Source organism: Pseudofrankia coriaricola, from assembly GCF_032027725.1.
In the GTDB taxonomy this organism is placed as follows: domain Bacteria; phylum Actinomycetota; class Actinomycetes; order Frankiales; family Frankiaceae; genus Pseudofrankia.
On the sequence record NZ_JASNFO010000052.1, the window covers coordinates 77,007 to 90,654 of the forward strand.

At 71.9% G+C, this 13,648-nt stretch carries 12 protein-coding genes and 1 pseudogene; 5 read left to right on the plus strand and 8 right to left on the minus strand.

What is annotated here, in order from left to right; translation table 11 throughout:
• Positions 1-20: 20 nt before the first annotated feature.
• Positions 21-1,316, minus strand: coding sequence for an acyl-CoA dehydrogenase family protein (locus tag QOZ89_RS26970; RefSeq protein ID WP_071048820.1), 1,296 nt, complete (start codon positions 1,314-1,316; stop codon positions 21-23).
• 143 nt (positions 1,317-1,459) lie between these two features.
• Here QOZ89_RS26970 and QOZ89_RS26975 point away from each other — a divergent pair, with 143 nt between their 5' ends.
• Complete coding sequence (locus QOZ89_RS26975) at positions 1,460-2,686, plus strand: acetyl-CoA C-acetyltransferase (RefSeq protein ID WP_312626127.1); 1,227 nt, start codon at positions 1,460-1,462, stop codon at positions 2,684-2,686.
• 145 nt (positions 2,687-2,831) lie between these two features.
• Here the strand turns inward: QOZ89_RS26975 and QOZ89_RS26980 are convergent, their stop codons facing one another.
• The 4 genes and pseudogenes from QOZ89_RS26980 to QOZ89_RS26995 form a co-directional block, all read right to left on the minus strand.
• Positions 2,832-3,650: an enoyl-CoA hydratase-related protein gene (locus tag QOZ89_RS26980; RefSeq protein WP_312626129.1), complete on the minus strand. Its 819-nt coding sequence runs from the start codon at positions 3,648-3,650 to the stop codon at positions 2,832-2,834.
• Positions 3,651-3,713: 63 nt separating this feature from the next.
• Positions 3,714-4,123: pseudogene (locus QOZ89_RS26985) on the minus strand (LLM class flavin-dependent oxidoreductase).
• A 17-nt stretch (positions 4,124-4,140) separates the two neighbouring features.
• The gene (locus tag QOZ89_RS26990; protein ID WP_071048822.1) at positions 4,141-5,112 is read right to left on the minus strand and encodes an acyl-CoA dehydrogenase family protein; all 972 of its coding nucleotides are present in this window, start codon (positions 5,110-5,112) and stop codon (positions 4,141-4,143) included.
• On the minus strand, positions 5,109-6,263 hold the full coding sequence (locus tag QOZ89_RS26995; RefSeq protein WP_241841721.1) for an acyl-CoA dehydrogenase family protein: 1,155 nt from the start codon (positions 6,261-6,263) through the stop codon (positions 5,109-5,111). The genes QOZ89_RS26990 and QOZ89_RS26995 overlap by 4 nt, the downstream gene beginning before the upstream one ends.
• Before the next feature lie 469 nt (positions 6,264-6,732).
• On the opposite strand from QOZ89_RS26995, the gene QOZ89_RS27000 reads away from it, so the two are divergent.
• Positions 6,733-7,587 (plus strand): SAM-dependent methyltransferase, encoded by an 855-nt coding sequence (locus QOZ89_RS27000; RefSeq protein ID WP_083418615.1) that lies wholly within the window; start codon positions 6,733-6,735, stop codon positions 7,585-7,587.
• A gap of 303 nt (positions 7,588-7,890) precedes the next feature.
• A complete protein-coding gene (locus QOZ89_RS27005) occupies positions 7,891-8,772 on the plus strand; it encodes a tetratricopeptide repeat protein (protein ID WP_071048824.1) in 882 nt (293 codons plus the stop codon).
• Positions 8,773-8,902: 130 nt separating this feature from the next.
• Here QOZ89_RS27005 and QOZ89_RS27010 read toward each other — a convergent pair whose 3' ends face one another.
• From QOZ89_RS27010 to QOZ89_RS27020, 3 genes are all read right to left on the minus strand, one after another.
• Complete coding sequence (locus QOZ89_RS27010; protein WP_071048825.1) at positions 8,903-9,340, minus strand: cupin domain-containing protein; 438 nt, start codon at positions 9,338-9,340, stop codon at positions 8,903-8,905.
• A gap of 56 nt (positions 9,341-9,396) precedes the next feature.
• Positions 9,397-9,837, minus strand: a complete 441-nt coding sequence (locus tag QOZ89_RS27015) for a hypothetical protein (RefSeq protein WP_131803986.1) — start codon at positions 9,835-9,837, stop codon at positions 9,397-9,399.
• 146 nt (positions 9,838-9,983) lie between these two features.
• Positions 9,984-11,411, minus strand: coding sequence for an aminotransferase-like domain-containing protein (locus QOZ89_RS27020; RefSeq protein ID WP_071048826.1), 1,428 nt, complete (start codon positions 11,409-11,411; stop codon positions 9,984-9,986).
• A gap of 64 nt (positions 11,412-11,475) precedes the next feature.
• Between QOZ89_RS27020 and QOZ89_RS27025 the strand changes: the two genes are divergently transcribed.
• Both QOZ89_RS27025 and QOZ89_RS27030 read left to right on the plus strand, forming a co-directional pair.
• Positions 11,476-12,579 carry a pyridoxal phosphate-dependent aminotransferase gene (locus tag QOZ89_RS27025; protein WP_083418616.1) on the plus strand — a complete coding sequence of 368 codons (1,104 nt, stop codon included), beginning with the start codon at positions 11,476-11,478 and terminating at the stop codon, positions 12,577-12,579.
• A gap of 288 nt (positions 12,580-12,867) precedes the next feature.
• Positions 12,868-13,644 (plus strand): SDR family oxidoreductase, encoded by a 777-nt coding sequence (locus tag QOZ89_RS27030; protein WP_071048827.1) that lies wholly within the window; start codon positions 12,868-12,870, stop codon positions 13,642-13,644.
• Positions 13,645-13,648: the final 4 nt, after the last annotated feature.

Consider the following 13,648-nt stretch of genomic DNA (forward strand, 5'->3'; position numbering starts at 1 on the left):
CGACCGGCGGCCGGCGCGCATCAGGCCCGGGGGATGCCGGCGAGGCGGTCGGCGAACTTCGCCTCGGCCTCGGCGCGTAGGCGCACCAGGTGGCCCGACGGGAACAGGCCCTCGGCGGGCGAGTACCCCTTCAGCAGCTCGCGGGCGAGGGTGACCTTGTGGACCTCGGTCGGCCCATCGGCGAGCCCGAGCACGAACGACTCGACGAGGTAGTGCACGAAGGGCATCTCGTGGGTCGTGCCGAGCGAGCCGTGCAGCTGCAGCGCCCGCGAGCTGACGTCGTGCAGCACCTTCTGCATCATCGCCTTGACGGCGGAGATGTCCGCGCGGACGGCCTTGTAGTCCTGGAACTTGTCGATCTTCCACGCGGTCTGCAGGGTCAGCAGGCGGAACGCCTCGATCTCCATCCACGAGTCGGCGACCATCTGCCGGACGAGCTGCTTGTCTCCCAGCACCTCGCCCTGGGTGAAGCGGGAGACCGCGCGCTCGCAGATCATGTCGAAGATCCGCCGGACCAGCCCGACCGTGCGCATCGCGTGGTGGATGCGGCCGCCGCCGAGGCGGGTCTGGGCGACCATGAACGCGCCGCCGCGCGGGCCGAGCATGTGGTCGGCGGGGACGCGGACGTTCTCGTACCGGACGTAGCCCTCGCTGCCCTGGCCGACCGGCTCGTAGCCCATCCCCACGTTGCGCAGGATGTTCACGCCGGGTGTCCCGGCCGGGACGACGAACATCGACTGACGCTGGTACGGCGGCGCGTCCGGGTCGGTCACCGTCATCACGATCAGGAACGACGCGAGGGCGGCGAACGAGGTGAACCACTTCTCGCCGTTGATGACCCACTCGTCGCCGTCGAGCGTCGCGGTGGTCGTGAAGATCTTCGGGTCGGCGCCGCCCTGCGGTTCGGTCATCGAGAACGACGAGACGATGCGGTTGTCGAGCAACGGCTCGAGGTAGCGCTTCTTGAGCTCCGGCGTGCCGAAGCGGGCGAGGATCTCGCTGTTACCGGAGTCGGGCGCCTGCGAGCCGAAGACGATCGGCGCGCAGACCGACCGGCCGAGGATCTCGTTGAGCAGGGCCAGCTTCACCTGCCCGAAGCCCGGCCCGCCGAGCTCGGCGCCGAGATGGGTCGCCCATAACCCCTTCTCCTTGACGATCGCCTGCAGCGGCGGGATGAGCGCCTGGCGGACCGGATCACCAAGATCGTGTGACTCCCGAACCACCAGGTCCAGCGGCTCGCACTCCTCGCGCACGAACGCGTCGGCCCAGGTCAGGAGCTCGGCGTAGTCCGGATCGGTCGAGAAGTCCCATGCCATGCCCGCCCAGCCCCTTCGCTTGCACCAACATCGACATCGATATTGGCTGTCTACCATGAGTGAAGCCGACATGTGCGAGGGCCGGACCTGCATCGTCACCGGCGCCGGGCGGGGATTAGGCCGGGACCACGAGGTCAACTGACATGGACGCCTGGATCGTGGACGCCGTGCGAACCCCGCGCGGCAAGGGACGGCCCGACGGCGCGCTGCACGGCGTGCACCCGCAGGAACTGCTGGCGCAGTGCCTGCGCGCGCTCGCCCGCCGGGTCGGCTTCGACCCGGCCGACGTCGAGGACGTCGTCGCCGGCAACGGCATCTTCTCCGGCGACCACGGCGACTGCATCGGACGGCTCTCCACCCTGCTCGCCGGCTGGCCGGAGACGGTGCCCGGCATGACGCTGAACCGCTTCTGCGGCTCCGGGCAGCAGGCCGTCACCATCGCCGCGACCGGTGTGGCGAGCGGAGCGCAGGACCTCGTCGTCGCCGGCGGCGTGGAGTCGATGTCGCGCTGGGACCTCGCGGCCGGGTCGGTGACCATAGACGGCCACAACCCCGCGCTGCGCGCGCGGTTCCCCACCGTGCCGCAGGGCATCTCGGCCGATCTCATCGCCACCCTCGCCGGGCTGGGCCGCGCGGGCGTCGACGCCTTCGCCGTCACCAGCCAGGACCGCGCCGCCAGGGCGGTCGCCGAGGGCCGGTTCGACCGCGGCATCATCCCGGTCACCGGCCCGGACGGCACGGTGCTCCTGGACCACGACGAGCACCCGCGCCCCGGGACGACGATCGAGGGGCTCGCCCGGCTGCGGCCGGCGTTCGCGGCGGCCGGCGCGACCCGGCCGGACGGCGAGGCGCGCACCTACGACGAGCTCGCCCTCGGGCGCTACCCGCGGGCCGACCACGTCGAGCACGTCCACCACGCCGGCAACTCCTCCGGGGTCGTCGACGGCGCCGCCGCCGTGGTCGTGGCGTCCGACGCGTGGGTGAAGGCCAACGGCGTCACCCCGCGGGCCCGGATCCACGCCACCGCGGCGGTCGGGTCCGAGCCGGTCATCATGCTCACCGCTCCCGCGCCCGCCGCGCGGCGCTGCCTGGCCAAGGCCGGGATGGCGATCGGCGACATCGACCTCTGGGAGATCAACGAGGCGTTCGCCGCGGTCGCGCTCACGACGATCGACGACCTCGGACTCGACCCGGACCGGGTCAACGTGAACGGCGGCGCCATCGCGCTCGGCCACCCGATCGGCGCGACCGGCGCGATGCTGCTCGGCACGGTCCTCGACGAGCTGGAGCGCCGGGACCTGACGGCGGGCCTGGTCACCATGTGCACCGGAGGCGGCATGGGCACCGCCACCATCATCGAGCGGGTCTGACATGGCACGACGCTGACCGTGCCGGCCGGCCGGGCGGCCGGCCGCCCGGCACGGTCGGCGTCACGGGCGGGACGCGGTCCGCGTTCCCGGACCGACGCCGTCAGCGGTCAGTTCCCGCGGTCCCCGCGGTCCCCGCCCGCCGCCATCACCGTGCGCTCCACGTCACGCGCGCCGCGGCCGCCTCGTCGGTGGCGTGGGCGATCACCTGGTTGCGGTTCTCCAGCTCGACCGCCGCGGCGAGGCTGGGTGCGTCGGTGTTCTGGGCGAGGGCGCGTTTCGTCATCCGCGCGGCGAGCGGCGCGTGGGAAGCGATCAGCCCGGCGGTCCGCATGGCCTGCTCCCACAGTTCGCTGTCGGGGTGGACGGCGCTCACCAGCCCACTGCGCAGGGCCTCGTCGGCCGCGACCGTCCGCCCGGTGAGCATCCAGTCGGCCGCGATGCTGGTGCCGACGACGCGCGGCAGGTGGTAGCTCATCCCCATCTCCGCCCCGGACAGCCCGAGGCGGATCGCGGCGTTGCCGAACGTCGCGGACGCGCCGCAGATCCGCACGTCGGCGGCGAGGCAGAGGGCGAGCCCACCGCCGAACGCCGGCCCGTTGACCGCGGCGACGACCGGCTGCGGCAGGTCCCGCACGACCTGCGGGAGCGCCGCCATCATCTCCTGGAACCGCAGGCGCTCGATCGCGGGCGCCGCCGCGTCCGGGACGTCGCCGCCGAAGTCGCGTACGTCGATGCCCGAGCAGAATCCCCGGCCGGCCCCGGTCAGCACGACCACCCGGACGTCGGCATCGTCGGCGATCGCCGCGCAGGTCTCGCGCAGCGCGGCCACCAGCGACGCGTCGAGGGCGTTGAGGCGGTGGGGACGGTTGAGTCGCAGCACGACCACGCCCTCGGACCGGTCGACCAGCAGCACCGGCGCCGCGTCCCGCGACGTCGACTCCTCAGACCTGGACACCCGCGACACGCCACCATCCCCGATCACTGCCCGCGGTCGAGCACTGTAGCGCCGTCCGCGGCGGCCCGGAAGTCACCGCGTCCCGGCCAGGCCGGTCCAGCGAACGCCGGCCAGGTACTCACGCGTTATCTGGACCGGCGTGCGGTAGGGCACGCCATGCCACCCTTCGACGACCTGCGGCCCCGACGCTCCCAGCCCGAGCACGAAACGCCCCCGGACAGCTGCTGCAACGTCAGCACGGTCATCGCGGTCGCGGCTGGCGTCCGCGCGGGCATCTGCGCGATGGCCGTGCCCAGCCGGATGCGGCTGGTGACCGCGGCCACGTAGGCCAGCGGCGTGAAGGCGTCACTCCCCCACGCCTCACCGGTCCACACGGAGCCGTATCCGGACTCCTCGGCTCCCCGCGCCACCGCGGCGAGCGGGGCCGCGTCCCGAGGGATCCCGGCGAGGCTCAGCCCCAGCTCGACCTTCGACACCGGCACTTTCTCCCCTTTTCTCCTTACTCCGACAGCAGCACGGCCGCGGGCGCGGCCGGGTCGGTGCCCGTCTCGCGGAACCAGGCACCCAGCGCGTGGGTCAGCTCCGCGGATGTCCCGAGCAGTGCGTCGAGGGCGAGCACCCGGCTGTGGAAGTGGTGGTGATCGTGCTCCGTGGTGAACCCGATGGCGCCCAGCACCTGTAGGGCTCGTTCGCAGACCCGGCGGCCGTTGCGGCCCGCCAGGGCCTTGACGATCTCGTCGTGACGGGGTGGGGTCGCCTCGTCCAGGCGGACGGCGACGGTGGTGACCGCCTCCAGCGCGACGCAGTCGGTCCGCGCCCAGGCGAGCAGGTGGCGGACGGCCTGGAACGCGCCGATCGGCTGGCCGAACTGCTCTCGAGTGGCGGCGTGCGCCACCGCGAGCGCCAGGGCGCCCTCCGCCGCGCCCAGGATCTCCAGGGCCATCGCGAGACGGCCGAGAAACCGGCCGCGGGCGCGCGCGGGCTCGGCCGTCCGCTCCGCGACGGTGGCCGTCCAGATGCAAGGGCCGAGCTCCACCTCGTACATGGCCAGGCGCCCGGCGACGGCGACCGGGTGAAGCTCGACCTGGTCGCTCGCGACGACCGCCGCGCCGTGGCCCGGCCGGTCGATGAGCAGGGCCGCACCGGCGACATCCCCGACAACCACCAGCCGCTCCCCGCGCCGTGGCGACCAGCGGCTGACCGTCGCGACCAGCGAGCCCGGGGGCAGGCCGGTCGCGACGAGGAAGGGCTGGGCCATCAGGCCACCCAGCGCGGCGGAGCCGAAGAGCTCCCGGCCCTGGGCACGGAACAGCGCCAGCGCCGCCGCCCGGGCGTCCCGGTCGGAAAGCTCCGACAGGAGGTCCCACCAGCCCAGCGCGTCGAGCGGGTCGCCGCCGTCGGTGGGGGCGCGCAGCGCGAGGCAGGCGGCGTCGACGAACTCGCGGTCGGCCTGTTCCGTCACCGACGTCATGGCAGCCGCAGGATCTGCTTGGCGATGGTGTCCAGCTGCATCTGCTGCGAGCCTCCGTAGACGGTGACGATCCGGGAGAACAGGTAGTCCTGCCGGCGCACGGCCACGTAGTCGTCCTGCATCCCGACCGCCAGGTCCGGGTCGGTCGCCAGCACCCAGTCGTTGACCGCCTGCTCGCCGGCGGCCAGCATCAGCTTCACGAAGGCGGCCTGGGGACCAAGCGCGGCGCCGGCGGCATGCGCCCGCAGCCCCGCGTGGCTGCTGGCCCGGACCGCGGCCAGGTCGAGCAGCGCGTTGCCGAGCAGGGTGTCCCCCGCCGGCGACGGCGATCCCTGGGCGAGGTTGTCGAACAGCTGGCGGTACAGGAAGCCGTGCCGGAACCAGCCGAACGTCCCGCGTTCGTGCGCGAGGATGTGCATCGCGACCCGCCAGCCGCCGCTGCGCTCACCGACGATCCGGTCCGGCCCGACGAGGACCTCGTCGAAGGTGACCTCGGCCAGTTCGTCGGTACCGTTCGCCTGCTCGATCGCCCTGACCTCGACGCCCGGGGAGCGCAGGTCGACGGCGAACGCGGTCAGGCCACGGTGGCGTGACTGGGTGGTCCCGGTCCGCGCGAGGACCAGGCACCATGTGGCGTACCGGGCCCAGCTCGTCCAGATCTTCCGGCCGGTGATGGCGTACCCGCCGTCGACCGCGACGGCGCGCGTACGGGCACTGGCCAGGTCGGAGCCGGCATCGGGCTCGGAGAACCCCTGCGACCAGCGTTCCTCGCCGCTCAGGAAACGCGGCAGCACCCCCGCCACGAAATCCTGGTCACCCATGGCCACGAGCGTCGGAGCCAGGATCTCCAGGTGCTCGAACAGCGCCATGGCGGGAAGCCCATGCCGCGCCAGCGCCTCCCACATCGCCGCCCGGTGCAGGATGTCGCCACCCAGGCCACCGACCGCCTCGGGCCACCCGTAGCGCGCCCAGCCTTCATCGAACAGGACGCGCATGAGGTCGGACGTGACGGCGACCCGCTCCGCATAGGACGCGACGGGGCGGGCCGCCGCGACGAACGCGGCGGGGCGGGAGGCCAGCCACGCCTCGACCGCGGCGGCGTAGGTAGGCACCTCGGCGCGGAACGAGCCACGACTGTTACCGGATGTCATGTCCAGCATCGGCGTCTACCGGCCGGACTAGCGGGCTTCGAAGCGACGCCGGCGGCCCGCGCTGTTGCTCACTGTCGATCCGTCCGGCCACACCGTCATCGTCGCACCCCATCTCGACCGAACGTCGAGGTCGACGTCGACTTCGACAGTATGGCATACGCCAGGCTCGACCGCGCGCGCTCGACCCGGCCAGACCGGACACCACCGAACACAGCACCGAACAGCACCCCGGAACCACCGAGGGCCCACCGCGCCCCGACGTGAGCTTGACCCCCTGATCACGGACACCTCGCCTGAGCCGGCGCCGTGCCCGCTCCGCCACCCCACGATCATCCGACCCGTCGCTGTCCCAGCCCGGGGAGCGGGCCGGCGGGCCAACCACAACGGGCAGACCACGCCGGCTACCGCCCTGACCAAGCTGGATCAGCGCTCGCTAAGTTCGATTTGTCATCGAAACGTGGAGGTAGGGATGTCACCGTCCGAGCCAGCCGCGAGGTCGCCGGAACGGACCGACCCCACCTGGCTGCCGGCCGAGATCGACACCTCGACCGCGCACCCGGCTCGGCGCTACGACTACTGGCTCGGCGGCAAGGACAACTTCAAGGCCGACCGTGAGTCCGGGGATGCCGTGGCCGCCGCGTTCCCCGAGGTGCGGACCGCCGCGATCGAGAACCGGGCGTTCATGCGCCGGGTCGCGCGGTTCCTCGCCGGCGAGGCCGGGATCGACCAGTTCCTTGACATCGGCACGGGCATCCCCACCTCGCCGAACCTGCACGAGATCGCCCAGTCGTTCAACCCCACGGCGAGGGTCGTCTACGTCGACAACGACCCGATCGTGCTCGCGCACGCGCGCGCCCGCCTGGACTCCGACCCGAACGGGTCCACCGCCTACCTGGACGCGGACATCCGCCGGCCCGACGACATCCTCGGTCATCCCGACGTCCGCCAGGCGCTGGACTACTCCAGGCCGCTGGCGCTGATGGTCGTGGCCGTTCTGCACTTCGTCCCGGATGCCGACGACCCATACAGGGTGGTGTCGCGCCTGGTCTCCGAGCTGCCGTCGGGCAGCTATGTCGTGCTGTCCCACGCGACCAGCGACTTCATGCCGCCGAGCACCGCGACAGGCGTAAACGACGCCGACACAGCCACAAAGGTCACGTTCCAGTTCCGCGGACGCGACGAGTTCGCCCGGTTCTTCGACGGCCTTGAGTTCGTGCCCCCGGGAATCACCTCCGTCGCCCACTGGCGCGCCGACGATGAAAGCCAGCCCCGCCCCACCGCCGCCGAGACCGCCGTCTACGGTGCGGTCGCCCGCGTCCCGTAGCCGCGGCGGCCGGCCGATCACCGGCCTTCTCGGCCTCACCCCGCCGGGCGTATCCGGCGGGACGTACCTGAGTTGCTTGGCGTCCGTCGTCCAGCGCGCGGGCGACAAGGACCGGGATGTCGATCGAGTTGTGGCGTGATTTGTCGCCTGTCCGGGCGGAGCGGGACGCGGGATGATGCTGCCTGTCGCGCAGCTGACGCCGACCTTGAAGCTCTGCTGGTGCGTGGGAGTCTTGCGACGTCGATCGGCGCGGGGCCGCATCCACATCGGGTGGGTGGTCCCGGCGCACCGCTGGAGGCGAGTGTGGCGGTCTACTACTGTTCCGCCTATTTCTGCGACCGGATGATCTCGGTCTCGATGATGCCCGGGGGCAACCCGGTGGCCCACGCCAACCCGGGATCGTTCGCCGGCCAGCACATGATCTGCGGCGACTGCAAACGCCGCTTCTGCCACCAGTGTGTGCAGGCGAAGGCGCGGTGGTTCGACGCCGCGCTGTGCCCCCGGTGTCTCGGCACACTCACCGACCCCGCCGACTGGCCGCAGGTCAAGGACCGGGCCATACCGGCTGAGATCGACCTCGTCGAGCGAGGCAACGAGCTGGCCCGCTCCGGCCGCGACACCGAGGCGCTCGCCGCGTTTACCGAGGCGATCGAGCTGCGGCCGCGCTACATCGACGCGCACTTCTACCAGGGCCTGATGCTCAACGATCTCGGCCGTACAGACGAGGCAGCCACCGCCTACCGCCAGGCCCTCGGAATCGACCCGGGCCACCTCGGCACCCTGCTCAACCTGGAGCGGCTGTACTTGCGGCGTGACCAGCTGGACGAGGCGCTGGCCGTCTGCGAGCAGACATTGCGTTCAGAGCCGAACTTCGTGCTCGGCCACCTCGACAAAGCGGTCGTCCTGCACCTGATGAACCGCCTCGACGAGGCCCTGGCCGCCTGCACGCGCGGCCTGGAGATCGAGCGCGACGGCACGGGAGTCGGCTCGCTGCCAGACCGGACCAACCGTGCCACCGGCCAGAGCATCAAGGCGGCGATCCTGCTCGACCTCGGCCAGCACGCCGAGGCGCTGGCTGCGGTCGACGCCGCGATCGCTGGCGGCGGCGCGACCCCGATCGACCGCCAGAACCGCGGCGAAATCCTGGAAGCCCTCGCTCGTCACGAGGAAACCCGGCGTGCCTGACCGTTCGCTCACCTGGCGCCGGTGCGCTGGCCGACCAATGCCCGCGAGGTCGAGCGCCATGAATCGCATGAACAGCTCCCGACGGAACGCCCGCCTACCGCTACTTCCCAGTCGGCGGGCCCTGCTGCCGTCAGTTGGTGCGCGAGGCTCGGCGGTCCTGACGTCGGATGAGTTCGCCCTCGTCCACGAGCGTAAGCATCGGTTTGCCCGGTTCGCAGAGCATGGTGACGGTGAAGCGCACGGGGATGTCGTCGCGGTTGTTGCCGTCCTGGTAGTGGATGACGTCGCCACCCGGCTCCCAGAACGCCTCGCCGGCCCGGACGACGCGCGCCGGCTCGCCTTCGAGCTCGAACACCATCTCGCCGGCCAGCACATAGCCGAAGGCCGGTCCGGAGTGCCGATGCGGAGGGGTACCAGGGTCGCCCGGTGGGAACTCGACGACGATGGTCATCGCGTGCGCACCCGCCGGGATGAAAGGAGGCTCCGCCTCCTGCACCACGGTGATCGCTGACCGCCACGCGTCCGATCGCGGCTTCTGCCGGGCGGTCGTCGACTCAATGTCCGACATAGAAAGACCTCCAGATCCGCACATGAAAGACGATCACCACGCATCGAACTGTTGATCTATTCTTTCGTTACCGACCGGCGATTCGACTGCCGACGCCGCCAACGGTGGAAATATATGCCGCTTACGGTAACGAACACCACGAGCCAAGGTAGCCATAGGGTATCCGTGGTGTGATGAGCAAAGCAGCCGTCGATGTCCTGCGATTGATAGCAGCCGGCGAAGTTCCTGCGCGCCCACCATTCTTGAAGCGGATAGGCGACGATGAGATCCGCGCAGAGGCCGGATACCGCGCCGAGCGCGGCCCCACGCACTATAGCCGTTTCCCGTGGAATTCCCCAGTCTTCCACCCGGTAGCTTGCAAGCAACAGCAATGTCAGCGTAATTCCAAGAATTATCGAGAGGGCTCTCCATGGACCGGATGCCAGGATAAGCGCGAGAAAGGCGGCCAGCGCGGTTCCCATCAGCGCCCCTGGGTCGATCCCCGCTTCCTGGCTCATTTCTCCCCGCTACTAAGTGAACGCGCCCCGCACTCGCGGCCCCGAGAATAGCGGAGGCGGTGCGTGCCTGCCGGGCAGTTACGTCGTGAGGAGCCCGGGCGTGCGGAGCCGCCGCCGGCTTGGCGATCAGATGGCCGGGTCGGCGGTCAGATCGCCAGCGTCGGGGTGGAGGGGGTGCGGTGGGGCTGCGGGTGGTAGACGCGCCAGGCGGCGGTGAGGCGGCGGACGGCTTCGCTGAGGTCTTCCGGCGTGGCGAGGAAGTGCAGGCGCAGGTATTCGTGGCTGCCCACGCCCGCGTCCAGGCCGGTGCCCGGGAGGATCGCGATGCCGTGGCGCAGCGCTGTCTGGGCGAACGAGGTGCCGTCGCCGCGGGGAAGGCGGACCCACAGCGTCTGGCCGCCGGGCACAGCGGGCGCGTCCCAGTCGGGGAGGTGGCGGGCGAGCTCGGCGCGCAGGTGGTCGTGGCGGGCCTGTCGCCGCGCGGCCTCGCGGCGTTGGATGGCGTCGAGGTGCCCGAGCAGGTCGGCGGCGGCGAGCTGGGCGGGGATGTTGCCGCCGAGGTCGTGTACCGCTCGTAGCCGGCCCAGCCGGGTGATGAGCGGCACCGGGGCACGTACCCAGCCGATTCGCAGGCCACCCCAGACAGCCTTGCTCAGCGACCCGATCGTGATCACCTGGTCGTCGTGGGCTGCCAGCGGCGGTGGTGGCTGCTGGGCACCGGGGAAGCCGAGGTCGGCGAGGGCCTCGTCGTCGATGAGGGCGACGCCCGCGGCGGCGGCGGTCCGGGCGAGGCGCTGTCGGCGCAGGGTGGGCAGGACCGCGCCGGTGGGGTTGTGGAAGGAGGCGATCACGTAGGCGAGGGCGGACCGGTGCTCGGCGGCCGCGGCCGCGAGCCCGTCGAGCCCGACCGGCAGCCCACGCGGCAGCGCGCCCTGCTCCCGGAAGGCCTCCAGCGCGCCGGGATAGGTGGGTGTCTCGACCAGTACCCGGTCGCCCGGCCGCAGCAGCGCGCGGGCCAGCAGGGACAGCGCCTGCTGCCCGCCGCTGGTGACGAGGACCCGGTCGGGTGCGGTGGGCACGCCGCGCCGCTGGTAGCGCTCCGCGATGGCGCGGCGCAGCGCGGGGTGGCCCATCGGGTGGTAGCCGATGTCGCCGGTGATGTCGGCCAGCCGCGGCACGGCCCGGGCGTAGGCGTCGACCAGCTCGGCGGGCGGGGCGTCGGGTGCGGCGCATGCCAGCAGGAGCACGCCGTCCCTCGGCTCGAGCAGGTGCAGGAACGCCGGCGTCTGTGCGGTCGCCCGTGGCGGCGCGCAGGTGTCTCCGGCGACCCGGGTTCCGCTGCCCTGCCTGCGCGTGATGCGGCCTTCCACGGCCAGCAGGTCATAGGCGGTGACGACCGTGCCGCGGCCGACGGCGAGCGCCGCCGCCAGCGAGCGGTCCGGCGGGAGCCGCGACCCGGGTGGCAGTTCGCCGTCGTCGATCAGCGCCCGTATCCGCGCCGCGAGCAGCACATACAGCGGCCCGCGACCCGACGACCACCGGCCGAGGCGTTCCACCCACGCGATTGGCTCCATCGGCGGTCCAATCTAGCGGGATTGGCTCTACTCCGGCGGCGGGCCCCTTCCGACGATGGACGCCATGACGACGTTCGCGCCCAGCGCCATCTCCGCCCTGATCGACAGCCCGGTGCGTTACGACCTGGGCGAGAGCACCTGTCCGCCGCTGAGCCTCGGCGAGCTCGTCGAACCGGCCGAGCTGAAGGATGTCGTGCTCGGCTACGGCACCACGCGCGGTGACGACGAGCTGCGGGGGCTGATCGCCGCGGATGCCGGGGTCAGCGCCGACGAGGTGCTGGTGACGGTCGGCGCGATCGAGGCGATGTTCCTGCTCACCCAGGCGACCTGCGCGCCGGGCGACCGGGTCGCCCTGGTCACGCCGTGCTTCCCGCCCGCCCGCGGCGTTCCGCAAGGCCTGGGCGCCCGGGTGGATCTGGTGGCGTCGTCGTTCGACGACGGCTACCGGCTCCCGCTCGACGCGCTCACCGAGACGCTCACCGAGCGGACCCGGCTGGTGTCGGTCGCCTCGCCGCAGAACCCGTCGGGCGTCCGGCTCACCGACGACGAGGTGCGCGCCCTGCTCGCCGCGGTGGCCGACCGCGCGCCCGGCGCGGTCGTCCTGGTCGACGAGACCTACCGTGAGTCCACCTACGGCGACGCGCCAGTCCCGCCGTCCGCCGCGGCCCGGTCGGCGCGGGTCGTCACCTGCTCGTCGTTGTCCAAGGCCCACGGCGCGCCGGGGCTACGGCTCGGCTGGCTGACCACCACCGACGCCGACCTGTCCGAACGCCTGCGCGAGGCCAAATTCGTCACCACGATCGCCTGCCCCACCCTCGACGAGCTACTGGCCGTGCACCTGCTGCGCCAGCGGACCGCGATCCTCGCGCCCCACGCCCGGCGGCTGGAGCGTGCGCTCGCCGAGTTGTCGGCCTGGGCACGGGACCAGCCCGTGGAGGTCGTCCGGCCGGACGGCGGGGCCATCTGCTGCCTGCGCCTGCCCACTGACCGGTTCCCGGACGGCGCGGTCGCCGGCTTCTACGCCCGCCTCGCCACGCTCGAGACCCGGGTTGCGCCGGGCTCCTGGTTCGGCGAGCACGACCGGGTGTTCCGGGTCGGCTTCGGCCACCTGGCGGCCCACGACTTCAGCGCGGCACTCGACCGGCTCGCCGCCGCCCTCGCCGGCTGAGGCTCCCCGCGGGCCCCGCAACTGGTCTTCGGCGCCGGAGACGACGCCGGCGCTCCCGAACCCTCCGATGAATACCGTCACCACCGAATTTACGGCAGAGCCGATCTTGAAACGTTTCCCAGGCAGGGCCGAACGTCGGGCACTCCCTCGGAAAGCAGCGCCAGATTTCCCAGTCGACACCGTCAGCTCATTCTCGATCACATTGATGTCGAGTTATCATGTAGCCTAACTGCACACGGCTGATCTCATTCCCGTTCAACGTCACCGCCGACGGAAAGGGAACGGTCCATGTCCCGCACCTACGTGGTCACTGGCGCTGCCTCCGGTATCGGTCGGGCCACCGCCGACCTCCTCCTCGGTCAGGGCGCAACCGTGATCGGTGTCGATCTGAAGCACACCGAGGTCACGGTCGACCTGGCCACCAGGGCGGGGCGGGGGGAATTGGTCGACCGGGTTCGCCAGCTCACCGGGGGCCGGCTGGATGCGCTTGTCGCCTGTGCCGGCATTTCCCAACGCGATCCGCGGACGGTGCGCGTCAATTTCTTCGGCGCCGTCGCCACCATCGCCGGTCTGCGTCCGTTGCTGGCCGCGGGCACGAGCCCGGCCGCGGTCGTCGTCAACTCGCTGGCCTGCGTGCATCCGGCCGAACCGGCGGTCGTGGCCGGCTGCCTCGCCGCGGACGAGCCGGCCGCCGTTACCGCCGCGCAAGCCGCCGTCGACCGTGGCGAGGGACATCTCCTCTACACGTCGTCCAAGGTGGCGTTGGCCCGCTGGGTCCGGCGCAACGCCGCCACCGACGACTGGGCTGGCGCTGGCATCCCGCTGAACGCGGTCGCGCCGGGCATCGTCCGAACCGCGATGACCCGCCACCTCGACGATGACGACGCCGCCCGCGAGGAACTGGACAGGGCCGTGCCCATGCCGCTTCGAGGACACGCCCGCCCCGAGCAGATCGCCCCCCTGCTGGCCTGGCTGGCCGGCCCGCAGAACAGCCATGTCACCGGGCAGGTGATCTTCGTCGATGGCGGCGCGGACGCCGTTCTGCGTGGCGACAGCGTCTGGTAAGCGG

Coding starts and splice junctions, on each gene's coding strand:
- QOZ89_RS26970 (WP_071048820.1), bottom strand. CDS start 1,316: ATGGCATGGGACTTCTCGACCGATCCGGACTACGCCGAGCTCCTGACC.
- QOZ89_RS26975 (WP_312626127.1), top strand. CDS start 1,460: ATGGACGCCTGGATCGTGGACGCCGTGCGAACCCCGCGCGGCAAGGGA.
- QOZ89_RS26990 (WP_071048822.1), bottom strand. CDS start 5,112: ATGACGTCGGTGACGGAACAGGCCGACCGCGAGTTCGTCGACGCCGCC.
- QOZ89_RS26995 (WP_241841721.1), bottom strand. CDS start 6,263: ATGACATCCGGTAACAGTCGTGGCTCGTTCCGCGCCGAGGTGCCTACC.
- QOZ89_RS27000 (WP_083418615.1), top strand. CDS start 6,733: ATGTCACCGTCCGAGCCAGCCGCGAGGTCGCCGGAACGGACCGACCCC.
- QOZ89_RS27010 (WP_071048825.1), bottom strand. CDS start 9,340: ATGTCGGACATTGAGTCGACGACCGCCCGGCAGAAGCCGCGATCGGAC.
- QOZ89_RS27015 (WP_131803986.1), bottom strand. CDS start 9,837: ATGAGCCAGGAAGCGGGGATCGACCCAGGGGCGCTGATGGGAACCGCG.
- QOZ89_RS27020 (WP_071048826.1), bottom strand. CDS start 11,411: ATGGAGCCAATCGCGTGGGTGGAACGCCTCGGCCGGTGGTCGTCGGGT.
- QOZ89_RS27025 (WP_083418616.1), top strand. CDS start 11,476: ATGACGACGTTCGCGCCCAGCGCCATCTCCGCCCTGATCGACAGCCCG.
- QOZ89_RS27030 (WP_071048827.1), top strand. CDS start 12,868: ATGTCCCGCACCTACGTGGTCACTGGCGCTGCCTCCGGTATCGGTCGG.